Source organism: Micrococcus lacusdianchii (genome assembly GCF_023155805.1).
GTDB classification, from domain to species: domain Bacteria; phylum Actinomycetota; class Actinomycetes; order Actinomycetales; family Micrococcaceae; genus Micrococcus; species Micrococcus lacusdianchii.
The window spans coordinates 44,725-55,587 of record NZ_JAKNUW010000014.1 but is presented as its reverse complement, the minus strand read 5'-3'; the positions used below and the strand labels follow the sequence as shown (position 1 = coordinate 55,587).

The window sequence follows — 10,863 nt, the reverse complement described above, 5'->3', positions numbered from 1 at the left end:
CGCCACGAGCCCGCCGAGCCCGCGGCCGGCGACCGCGTCCGCGGACGGCTCGTCGGCCGCTCCGGCCTCCACCACGGCGGCCGCGCCGGCGTCGACCTCCCGGAGCACGACGGCGGCGCCGACGTCCGCCGCTCCGTCGACCCCCGCCGTGCCCGCCGCAGCCACCACGGCGACGGAGTCCTCGGGCGAGGCGGCCGAGGACACGTCGCCGGCCCCCGAGTCGGCCGAGGAGACTTCCGCACAGGCGAGCGCCGCCGCGCCCGTCCCGGCCGAGGAGCCCAGCGCGGAGGACGAGGTGGCGGCCCGCATGACGGGCCCGGCCGCGCCCTGGGAGGACGTGCCCGCCGCTCCCGAGCACATCGACGTCTACGCGGACGGCGAGCTGGTCATCGGTGCGCCGATCCAGCTGGTGCAGATGCAGGATGACGGAGAGCTGAACCCGGACCCCGAGACGGTCGGCTGGTACGGACCGCCGCAGTGGGGGACCACGCCGGGTGAGACGTCGGGGCACCCGGGGATCCTCACGGGCCATGTGCGCAACCACGGCGGCAAGGACGTGTTCTGGAACCTGCAGGGGCTGGCGGCCGGCGCGCTCGTGGTGGTGACCTACGACGACGGCACGCAGGCGGCCTTCCGCACCGACGCGGACGCGGTGTCCATGGGCAAGGACGCCCTGACGCACGACCCCGCCTACAGCTGGGCGTGGGAGCTGCCGTCGGAGGGCACCAAGCTCACGCTCATCACCTGCGACGCCAGCAGCGGTCCGGGGGCGGTGGGCACCTCGACGAACAACTGGGCCGTCCAGGCCACGCGGGTGGCCTGACCCCCCCGCCGGACCGCGCGCCGTTTCCCACGCGCGCGACCGAGCGGCTACCGTTCTGAGGGCCGGTCGCCGTCCGCGCCCGCCGGTCGCGTCCGCCCGTCGGACCGCGTGAGAACCCCGAGAGGACCGCCCGTCATGACCCGATCCGCCCCCGCCCGCCCCGCGCGCTGGACCACGGCCGCCGGTGGCGGGCTGCTGGCCCTCACCCTCGGGCTCACCGGATGTGGCACCGCGGCCACCCCGGAGCAGTCGGGCCGGCCCGGGCAGGCGGAGGCCTCCGACACCTATCTGGAGGGCGTCCTGGCCACACCGAGCGCCACATCGGCGGACCCGCTGGCCGCGGACGTGCGGTTCGTGACCACGCTCCTGCTGAACCACTACGACATCGTGCAGGAGTCCGACGAGATCCTCGGACGCGAGGAGATCGGCGACGAGGTGCGGGGTGTCGCCGAGGCCGTGCGGGCCGATGCCCAGGGACGCATCGGCACCCTCACCGCCCAGCTCGAGGCGTGGGGCGAGGAGGTGCCCGCGCCGCCGCAGCCTTTGGGGGCCTCGAGCTCCGCACCCGCCCCGGCCGCCACGGTGGACGCCAGCGACGCCGAAGTGTCCGCGAAGCAGCAGGCCGCCCAGAACATGGTGGCGGGCCTGCTCACGGCCTCGGACAAGAACGCCCTGGTCACGGCGGCCGACGGCTCGGCTCAGACGATCTACCTGCTGCACATGCACCGCCTGCACCAGGGGGGAGTCACCCTGGCCGGCACCGAGCGGGACGAGGGCACTGACGAGCAGACGCGCGCCCTGGCGGAGCAGCTCATCGAGGGCCACCGGGACCGCATGCAGGAGCTCGTCCTGCTGCTGAACAGGCGCGGAGCGGTCGGTGCGGACCCCTCCTCGACGACTCGGCCGTCCGGGTACACCGGACCCGTGGTGATCGAGAGCGCCGTGGGTGCAGACGGCTCCAACGTGGACTACACGCCCTCAGCGCTGTACGAGCTCTGGTCCCAGCTGCCCCCGCCCCCCTCGGACGCCGCCTCCGGCTCGGCGGAGGGCGCGCCGAGGCCGACGCCCACGCCCGCGGACACCGCCCGGCCGACCTCGGCTCCCGGGACCTCGGCCGGCCCCTCGGACTGAGCCGGCGGCACGCGTCGCCCCCGGATGCGGAACGACCCCCTCGCCGTCACGGCGAGGGGGTCGCGGCCTGAGCTCAGCTCAGCCCTTCTTGCCGCCGCGATTCGTGTACGCCTCGACGATCTCGGCGGGGATGCGACCCCGGTCGCCGACCTCGTACCCGTTCTCCTGCGCCCACGCCCGCACGGCCTTGGTGTCGGTTCCGGACTTGCGACCTGCGCTTCCGGAGCGGGTGGAGGTGCGAGGGGACGTGGCCTTGCCCATGGGGCGGGCGGCGTCCGTGTACCGGCGCATCTGCTCGGCGAAGGCGTCGAGGACCTCCTCGAGCTCGGCGCGGTGCTCCTCGTTGAGGTCGATCGCGTACTCCTTGCCGCTCACGGCGAAGTACACGGTCTCGGCCGGCGTCGAGCCGTCGAAGTCGTCGGCGATCGTGGAAATGGTGGCCATGATTGTTCCTCACTGTCGAAAACCGTCGACCTAAATGATAGTGGAAATCTCCCGGACAGTGAATTCCTTCCCGTTATCCGGGATGGCGTGCCGCCATTCCCCGGCCCTCCCCGGACCGTTCAGGCGGCCGCGAGCGCCTCGCTGACCACGCCGAGCCCTTCACGCAGCAGCTCCTCGGAGATCACCAGCGGGGGAAGGAAGCGGACCACGTTGCCATAGGTGCCGCACGTGAGCAGCACGACGCCGGCCCGGCGGGCGGCCGCGGCGACCGCGCCGGTCAGGGCGGCGTCCGGCTCGCCGGTGGCCGGGTCCACGAACTCGAGCGCCATCATGGCGCCACGGCCGCGGATCTCGCCGATGCGCTCGTCCGGGTGGCGCTCGAAGTGCTCGCGGATGACGCGCTCGATCATCTGCGCCCGTCCCAGCAGGCCGTCCTCCTCGATCGCCTCGAGCACGGCCAGGGCGGCGGCGCACGCCACGGGGTTGCCGCCGTAGGTGCCGCCGAGGCCACCCGGGTGCACCGCGTCCATGATCTCGGCGCGGCCGGTCACCGCCGACAGCGGCATCCCGCCGGCGATGCCCTTGGCGGTGGTCATCAGGTCCGGCTCGATCCCCTCGGTCTCGGAGGCGAACCACGCGCCGGTGCGGGCGAAGCCGGACTGCACCTCGTCCGCGATGAACAGCACGCCGTTGGCCCGGCACCAGTCCACGATGGCCGGCAGGAAGCCCTCGGCGGGGACGATGAACCCGCCCTCGCCCTGGATCGGCTCCATGATCACGGCGGCCAGGTTCTCGGCGCCGATCTGCTTCTCGAGCGCGCTGATGGCGTGGCGGGCCGCGGCGGCGCCGTCGAGCCCGTCGCGCAGCGGGTAGGAGCCCGGGACGCGGTAGACCTCGGGGGCGAACGGGCCGAAGGAATGCTTGTACGGCATGGACTTGGCGGTCAGCGCCATGGTGAGCGTGGTGCGGCCGTGGTAGGCGTGGTCGAAGGCGGCCACGGCCTGCTTGCCGGTGAAGGCGCGAGCCACCTTGACGGCGTTCTCCACGGCCTCGGCTCCGGAGTTGAAGAGGGCGGTGCGGGTCTCGCCGGAGATCGGGGCGACGTCGCTGAGCTTCTCCGCCACCGCCACGTAGCCCTCGTAGGGGGTCACCATGAAGCAGGTGTGGGTGAAGTCGGCGACCTGCTCCTGCACGGCCTGGACCACCCTGGGGTGCGACGCGCCCACGGAGGTCACGGCGATGCCCGCGCCGAGGTCGATCAGGCGGTTGCCGTCCACGTCCTCGATGATCCCGCCCTCGGCGCGGGCGGCGAACACCGGCATGGTGGCGGCCACCCCTGACGGGACGGCCCGGGCCTGGCGCTCCGCGAGCGCCCGAGACTGCGGGCCGGGAAGCTCGCCGGCGAGGTGGCGGGACTGCTCGAGCGGGGGACGGTTCTGCGTGGGGGCAGCCATGGGGGAGCTCCTGGGGGGGGCGAGGGGCGGGGTCGTCGGTGCGGAGTTCATCGTGCGCGGTGCGGTGGCATCACGTCCAATGATGAGCCTGGATGCCGCCTATGCTCCTGGAGCATGACCGTGCACGGGCCCGACGCCGCCTCGCCCTCCGCGCGTGCCGAGGGGGCGGATCCTTCCCCGCGCGTCCTGGACCCCGTGCTGCTGCGCACCTTCGTGGCGGTGGCCGAGGCGGGCACGGTCACCGAGGCCGCGCGCCGCCTGCGCCTGGTGCAGTCGGCGCTGACGCGCCACCTGCAGCGGCTGCAGCGCGAGCTGGGCCTGGCCCTGTTCGCACCGGCCGGTGCGCGGCTGCGCCTCACCCCGGCCGGGCATGCCTGGCTGCCGGTGGCCCGCGGCGTCCTGGACGCGCACGCCCACGCCCGGCAGGCCGCCGTCGTGCTGGCGGCCGGCCGTCTCACCGAGCTCGCGGTGGGCGCGCCGGGGACCACGCTGATCGACGTCGTCGTCCCGTTCCTCACCGTCCTCGGCCCGGAGGACCCGGCGGTGCGCGTGGCCGAGACCCAGCTGGACGACTCCCTGCTGCAGTCCGTGGCCCAGCACGACCTCGTCGTGCTGCCCTCGACCCCGCCGGCCCCCGGGACGTCGTGGAGGCGAACTCGGGCCGGGTGGCCCAGGCCCTGGCGGCCAACGGCTCCGCGGTGGCGGTGGTCACCGAGGACCCCGCCTTCGGGCTGCGGCCCCTGCGGATCCGGGCTGGCGCCGAGACGCTCGGGGTCCACCTGCACGCGGTGTGGCGTCACGACCACTTCGCCGCGGACGAGATTGCGGCCGTGGCCGACCGGCTGCGGGCCTTCGTCCGGGAGCGCTACCCGGAGGACGGCGACGCCGGCCCCGCGTGAGGCGGGGCCGGCGTCGTCCGTGCGGTGAGGCGGTCAGCGCGCCTCGGCCACTGCGCGCTCCACCACGGGCGCCAGGCGGCGCACGCCCTCCACGAGGGTGTCCTCGTCCACGAATGAGTACGCCAGGCGGAGGGTGGAGTGCACGCCCTCCACGGGGGTGAACGCGGCGCCGGGCACGAACACTGCGCCCGCGGCGATGCCCTCCCGCATCAGCTCCAGGGTGTCGACCCCCGCGGGCAGGGAGCCCCACAGGAAGAACCCGCCGCGCGGGGCGGTGTACTCGAAGGCGGGGTCCCAGTGCTCGGTGAGCGCGTCCTGCAGCGCGGCCGCGCGCGCCCGGTACAGGCCCGTGACCTCGCGGACATGGCCCTGCCAGTCGAACTCGGTGACGAACGCCGTCGCGAGCATCTGCGACGTGGTGGAGGCGTGGATGAACGCGGACTCGGCGCACAGGTAGAACTCGCGGTGCAGCGCCTCCGGCACCAGGGCCCAGCCCACGCGCACGCCGGGGGAGAAGATCTTGGACATCGTCCCCAGGTACACGGTGCGGTCCCGGTGCGCGGCGGCGATCGGGGCCACCGGCTCCCCGTCGAACGCGATCTGCCCGTACGGGTTGTCCTCCACGATCAGGACGTCGTGCCGCGCGCAGACCTCGGCCACGCGCTCGCGGCGCTCGGCCGGCAGCAGCAGGCCCGAGGGGTTGGCGAAGGAGGGGATCGTGTAGAGGAACGCCACCCGGCGGCCCTCCGCGGCCAGGCGCGTGAGCGTGGCGTCCAGCTCCTCGGGCACCAGGCCGTGCTCGTCCGTGGGGGTGGCCACGGCGTCGAGCTCCCAGGTCTGGAACGAGGTCAGCGCACCCACGAAGGTGGGGTCCTCCACCACGACGACGTCGCCCGGGTCCGCGAAGGCGCGGCACGCGGTGTCGATCGCGGCCTGGGAGCCGGGGGTGATGACGACCAGCTCGGGGTCCGCGTCCGGGATGCCGTCCGCGGCCATCACGGTGCAGGCCGCCGCGCGCATGGACTCCAGGCCCTGGCCGGGGCCGTACTGCAGGGACGCGGTGCCCTGCTGCGCGATCAGCCGCTGCGCGGTGGCGCCGAGCTCCTCGAGCGGCAGGCCGGACAGCCACGGGTTGCCGCCGGCCAGGGAGACGAGGTCCGGGTCCATCGCGATGTCGAAGACGTCGCGCACGGCCGACTGCTGGACGGTGGTGGCGCGGCGCGCCAGGTGGGCGCGGGCGCCCGCGGGGTCGAGGGTGCTCATGCGGTGGGTCCTTCCGGTCGGGTGGTCTCGGCGGGGTCGAGGCCGGCGTCATCCACGGGGGCGGCCTCCTCGAGGTGGCTGGGTGCCCACATGCGCAGCAGGGTGCGCACGACGACCACGTTGGGGCCGGAGCCGGCGAGGGCGCGGGCGAGCGCCTCGCCCACCTGCTCCACCTCGACGGTCTCGGCGGGTACCCCGAAAGACTCCGCGAGCGCCGCGAAGTCCGGGCGGGTCAGCTCGGTGGCCGTGGCCTGGCCGAACGCCCCCTCCATGTACTCGCGGAGGATGCCGTAGCCGCCGTCGTCGACGATCAGCCACGTGACGTCGGCGTCGTGCTGGCGTGCCGCGGCGAGCTCGGCGATCGAGTACATGGCCGAGCCGTCCCCGGCCACGGCGAGCACCCGGGCGTCGCGGCCGGCCGAGGCCAGGCCCACGGACGCGCCGAACGCCGCGGGGAAGCCGTAGCCCAGCCCGCCGGCGCCCTGCGCCGAGTGGAACTCGCCCTCCTGCGCGTCCCAGCAGTTCCAGCCCCAGTACGCCGCGATGGTCATGTCCCAGAACGTCTGCATGTCCGCGGGCACCGCGGCCCGGATGTCCGCCATGAGGCGGCGCTCGCGGCCCAGGTCCTGTGCGTCCAGGCGCGCGGTGACCTTGGCGTTGACCTCCGCCACCACGTCCGCGGAGGTGCGGCCGTGCCACGGCCGCTCCGCGGGCCGGGCCGTCGCGTCCGCCCGCAGCGCGTCCGCGAGCGCGGCCAGGGCCTGGCCGGCGTCGGCCCGCACGCCGAGCGTGGGGTGGTTGGTCTCGAGGACGCGCGGCTCGGCGTCGATCTGGATGAGGCGGCCGCGGGGCTCGAGCGTGAAGTAGTTCGAGGTGACCTCGCCGAGGGCGGAGCCGACGACGAGCAGCACCTCGGCGTCCTCGAGCAGGTCCGTGACGTGGCGGTCCTCCACCCAGCCCCCGAGGGAGAGCGGGTGCTCCCACGGGAACGCGGTGTTGCCGCCGGGAGAGCAGACCACGGGGGCCTGCAGCAGCTCGGCGACCTCGCGCAGGGACTCCTGGGCGGCCGGACCGGAGCGGCGCACGCCGCCGCCGGCCACGATCGCCACGCGCTCGGCGTCCCGCAGCCAGCGGACCGACTCGTCGACGAGCTCGGCGCGCGGCGGGTGGTCATAGGGGACGGCGAGGGCGTCCTGCACGGGCGGCACCTCGACGTCGCCGAGGAGCACGTCCTGGGGGATCTCCACCCACACCGGACCCTGCGGCACGGTCACGGCCTCGGCCCATGCGTCCTGGATCGCGGAGGGGATGCCGGAGGCGTGGTGCACGGTGTGCTGGGTCTTGGTGACGTTCTGGGCGGAGGCCTTCTGGTCGTCCAGCTGGTGGAGCATGCCCTTGCGGCGGGCGCCGAGCCCGGACAGCGGGATCTGGGAGGCGATCACCACCAGGGGCACGCCCGTGGCGTAGGCCTCCTGGAGGCCCGCCAGGGAGGTCAGGGCGCCGGGCCCGGTGGAGAGGAACAGCACACCCACCTCGCCGGTGGCGCGGGCGTAGCCGTCCGCGGCGAAGGCGGCGTTGTTCTCCACGCGGTTGGAGACGAACTCCAGCGGGGAGCGGGAGAGCGCGTCGAACAGGCCGAGGGCGTGCTGGCCGGGGATGCCGAAGACGGTGCGCGCCCCGAGGGCGTGCAGGGTCTCGACGGCGAGGTCCCCGCCGTTGCGGCGCGGCGCGGCGGTCTGGGGCGCGGTCGTCCCGCTCATGCGGAGGCCTCCTGGGCGCGGGCGGCACGGCGGTCCGCCATGAGGGTGATCAGGTCGTAGGCCACGTGGGAGGCGGCCACGCCGGTGAGCTCGGCGTGGTCGTAGGCGGGGGCCACCTCCACGACGTCGGCGCCCACCAGGTCCAGGCCGCGCAGCCCGCGCAGGATCTCGAGCAGCTCGCGGGAGGTGAGTCCGCCGGCCTCGGGGGTGCCGGTGCCGGGGGCGTGGGCCGGGTCGAGGACGTCGATGTCCACGGAGACGTAGAGCGGGCGGTCGCCGATGCGCTGGCGCAGGGCGTCGACGATCTCGTCCACGCCGCGGCGGAACACGTCCGCGGAGGTGACGATGCCGAAGCCCAGGCGGTGGTCGTCGTCGAGGTCCTTCTTCCCGTAGAGCGGGCCGCGCGTGCCGACGTGGGAGATCGCCTCGGTGTCCAGGATCCCCTCCTCCACGGCGCGGCGGAACGGGGTGCCGTGGGTGTACTCAGCGCCGAAGTAGGTGTCCCACGTGTCCAGGTGGGCGTCGAAGTGGAGCAGGGCCACGGGCTGGCCGGCGCGCTCGGCGGCCGCGCGCAGCAGCGGCAGGGCGATGGTGTGGTCGCCGCCGATGGTCATGAGGGACGAGCCGTCCGCGGTGAGGTCGAGGGCGTCCTGCTGGATCGTCTCGATCGCCTCGCCGATGGTGAAGGGGTTCACGGCCATGTCCCCGGCGTCCACCACCTGGGCCTGCGCGAACGGGGAGGTGTCCGTGGCCGGGTTGTAGGGGCGCAGCAGGCGGGAGGACTGGCGCACGTGGCCGGAGCCGAACCGGGCGCCGGGCCGGTAGGACACGCCGGCGTCGAAGGGCACGCCGACCACCTTGATCTCCGGAGTGAGGCCGCGCGCGGCGGCCTCGTCCAGGCGGGGCAGCAGGGCGTAGGTGGGGGCGCCGCCGTAGCGGGGCACGAGGGCCGAGTTCACGGGGCCGAGGCGGCCGTCCTCCTCGACGCGGGGGATCTGCAGCATGGCGTTCTCCTTCGATGGGGTCGGGGTGGGGCGGTCAGGTGCGTCCGGCGAGGATCCAGAGGACGTGTGCGGGGGAGTCGGGGTCCGGGTTTCGCCAGGAGTGCGGCTCCCGCCCGCTGAACGTGGCGGTGTCCCCGGCCTCCAGGGCGTGGGCGCCGTCCACGGTGCGCAGGGTCAGGCGGCCGGAGACCACATGCACGGACTCCACCTCGCAGTCCACGGTGTACAGCTCCTCCTCGCCGGTCCCGCCGGCGGCGATCTCCGCGCGGATCACCTGCAGGGGCCGCAGGCCGGGCGGGGAGAGCAGGTGCTCCGAGATCCCCTCGCCGCCCAGGCTGACGGCGGGCGCCTCACCACCGCGGACCACCGTGACCTCGGGGGCGTCCAGGACGTCGCCGGGGCTCGTCCCCAGGGCTTGGCACACGGCCACCAGGGAGGTCACCGAGGGGCTGGTGAGGTCGCGTTCGACGCGCGAGAGGAAGCCCTTGGACAGCCCCGTCACGGCGGCGAGGTCGGCCAGGGAGATACGCGCCTGCTCACGCAGCGCGCGGAGGCGTCGGCCCACCTGCGGGGTGGTCGGGGTCGGGTGCAGCGGCAGGGACTTCATGGCTCCTTCAGGGTCGCCTCCAGCATGGACCCGAGTTGTCTCAAGGTCAACGCGCGTTTACCCTCAGCGCACCGGACGTGAGGTGCAACACCCTCGTCAGCACCGGCTCCCGGCCATCCCGCTCGGAGGAGCCCATGGCCACCCTCAACATCGTCATCATCGCCGCCGTCGTACTCCGTCGTGATGCTCGCCTACACCCTCATGCTCGCGGCGACGTCGACGGGCGCCTACGCGTCCGTCTTCGTGGTCCTGTTCGGCTGGGACCGCTGGCTGGCCATCCTGGTGGGCAGCGTCGTCGTTCTGGCCTACTCCGTGATCGGCGGCATGTGGTCCATCACCCTGGCGGACATGGTCCAGTTCCTGATCATGACCGTGGGCCTGTTCCTGCTGATGCTGCCGATCTCGCTGTCCCGGGCCGGCGGCTGGGCCGGCATGGGAGAGCGCCTGGACGCCGAGTTCTTCGACGTCGGCGGCACGGGCCTGCAGTCGATCATCACGTACTTCGTGATCTACACGCTCGGCCTGCTGATCGGCCAGGACATCTGGCAGCGGGTGTTCACCGCCCGCTCCCCGCGCGTGGCCCAGATCGGCGGCGCGGCCGCCGGCGTGTACTGCATCCTCTACGGCGCCGCCGTCGCCCTGCCCGGCATCGAGACCTCCGACGACGTCTACGCCTCCGTGGCGCAGAACCTCCTGCCCGTGGGCATCGGCGGCATCGCCCTGGCCGCCGCCGTGGCCGCCATGATGTCCACCGCCTCCGGCGCCCTGATCGCCGCCGCCACCGTGGCCCGGGCGGACATCATGCCGATGCTGCGCGGCGGACGCACCGCCACGGAGGTCTCCGTGGCGGACGCCGTGGACGAGCACCACGCCCGCCCCGTGGCCGTGCAGGACCCGGGTGAGGCGGAGGAGGACGTCTCGGCCAACCGCTGGTGGGTGCTGGGACTGGGCGTCGTCGCGCTCGCGGTGGCCATCCAGGTCCCGGACGTGGTGGCAGCCCTGACCATCGCCTACGACATCCTGGTGGGCGGCCTGCTGGTGGCCATCCTCGGCGGGCTGCTCTGGCGCCGGGGCACCGGGGCCGGCGCGGCCTGGTCCATGGTGGCCGGGACGGTGGGCACCCTGGTGACCATGCTGGTCCTCGAGCTGCGCGCCGAGGAGGCCATCGCCGGCGTCTACGCCAACGAGCCCATCTACGTGGGCCTGGCCCTCTCCGCCGTGGTGTACGTGGCGGTCAGCCTGCTGACGCGTCCCACGGACGCGGCCGTCCTGGACGCCTGGCGGGTGCGCGCCCGCCGCGGGGCCGTGGCGGCGGAGGGTGCCGCGGCGGCGGGCGCGGCGACGGCGGCGGGCGCCACGACCCGATGAGGGCTGCGCGCTGACAGCGCCCGACGCGCGGGGCGGTCACCGGGGGCACCGGTGGCCGCCCCGCGGCGTGTGGGCCCGTGACGGGATCGTCACCTGAGCGTGTCCGTCCC

General features: G+C 74.4%; 9 protein-coding genes and 2 pseudogenes. 5 read left to right on the top strand and 6 right to left on the bottom strand.

What is annotated here, in order from left to right; genetic code table 11:
* Positions 1 to 148: 148 nt before the first annotated feature.
* Positions 149 to 823 (top strand): class F sortase, encoded by a 675-nt coding sequence (locus MA879_RS12550; protein WP_248125595.1) that lies wholly within the window; start codon positions 149 to 151, stop codon positions 821 to 823.
* 135 nt (positions 824 to 958) lie between these two features.
* Positions 959 to 1,954, top strand: coding sequence for a DUF305 domain-containing protein (locus tag MA879_RS09530; RefSeq protein ID WP_248125593.1), 996 nt, complete (start codon positions 959 to 961; stop codon positions 1,952 to 1,954).
* Between the two features lie 78 nt (positions 1,955 to 2,032).
* Here MA879_RS09530 and MA879_RS09525 read toward each other — a convergent pair whose 3' ends face one another.
* Entirely contained in the window at positions 2,033 to 2,398 is a 366-nt protein-coding gene (locus tag MA879_RS09525) for a histone-like nucleoid-structuring protein Lsr2 (RefSeq protein ID WP_248125590.1), read from the bottom strand.
* 119 nt (positions 2,399 to 2,517) lie between these two features.
* On the bottom strand, positions 2,518 to 3,852 hold the full coding sequence (gene gabT / locus MA879_RS09520; RefSeq protein WP_248125587.1) for a 4-aminobutyrate--2-oxoglutarate transaminase: 1,335 nt from the start codon (positions 3,850 to 3,852) through the stop codon (positions 2,518 to 2,520).
* A 114-nt stretch (positions 3,853 to 3,966) separates the two neighbouring features.
* Here gabT and MA879_RS12545 point away from each other — a divergent pair.
* Positions 3,967 to 4,164 (top strand): annotated as a pseudogene (locus MA879_RS12545) (helix-turn-helix domain-containing protein); the annotation flags it as partial.
* Between the two features lie 332 nt (positions 4,165 to 4,496).
* Complete coding sequence (locus MA879_RS12540; protein WP_248125613.1) at positions 4,497 to 4,751, top strand: hypothetical protein; 255 nt, start codon at positions 4,497 to 4,499, stop codon at positions 4,749 to 4,751.
* A gap of 33 nt (positions 4,752 to 4,784) precedes the next feature.
* Here the strand turns inward: MA879_RS12540 and MA879_RS09505 are convergent, their stop codons facing one another.
* The 4 genes from MA879_RS09505 to MA879_RS09490 are packed head-to-tail and all read right to left on the bottom strand — an operon-like array spanning position 4,785 to position 9,385.
* Positions 4,785 to 6,014 carry an aminotransferase-like domain-containing protein gene (locus MA879_RS09505; protein ID WP_248125584.1) on the bottom strand — a complete coding sequence of 410 codons (1,230 nt, stop codon included), beginning with the start codon at positions 6,012 to 6,014 and terminating at the stop codon, positions 4,785 to 4,787.
* Complete coding sequence (locus MA879_RS09500) at positions 6,011 to 7,774, bottom strand: thiamine pyrophosphate-binding protein (protein WP_248125581.1); 1,764 nt, start codon at positions 7,772 to 7,774, stop codon at positions 6,011 to 6,013. Before MA879_RS09500 ends, MA879_RS09505 begins: the two co-directional genes overlap by 4 nt.
* The gene (gene speB, locus MA879_RS09495) at positions 7,771 to 8,778 is read right to left on the bottom strand and encodes an agmatinase (RefSeq protein ID WP_248125579.1); all 1,008 of its coding nucleotides are present in this window, start codon (positions 8,776 to 8,778) and stop codon (positions 7,771 to 7,773) included. The genes MA879_RS09500 and speB overlap by 4 nt, the downstream gene beginning before the upstream one ends.
* A gap of 34 nt (positions 8,779 to 8,812) precedes the next feature.
* Positions 8,813 to 9,385: a helix-turn-helix domain-containing protein gene (locus tag MA879_RS09490; RefSeq protein ID WP_248125577.1), complete on the bottom strand. Its 573-nt coding sequence runs from the start codon at positions 9,383 to 9,385 to the stop codon at positions 8,813 to 8,815.
* Positions 9,386 to 9,559: 174 nt separating this feature from the next.
* Between MA879_RS09490 and MA879_RS09485 the strand changes: the two are divergent.
* Positions 9,560 to 10,753 (top strand): annotated as a pseudogene (locus MA879_RS09485) (sodium:solute symporter family transporter); the annotation flags it as partial.
* Positions 10,754 to 10,863: the final 110 nt, after the last annotated feature.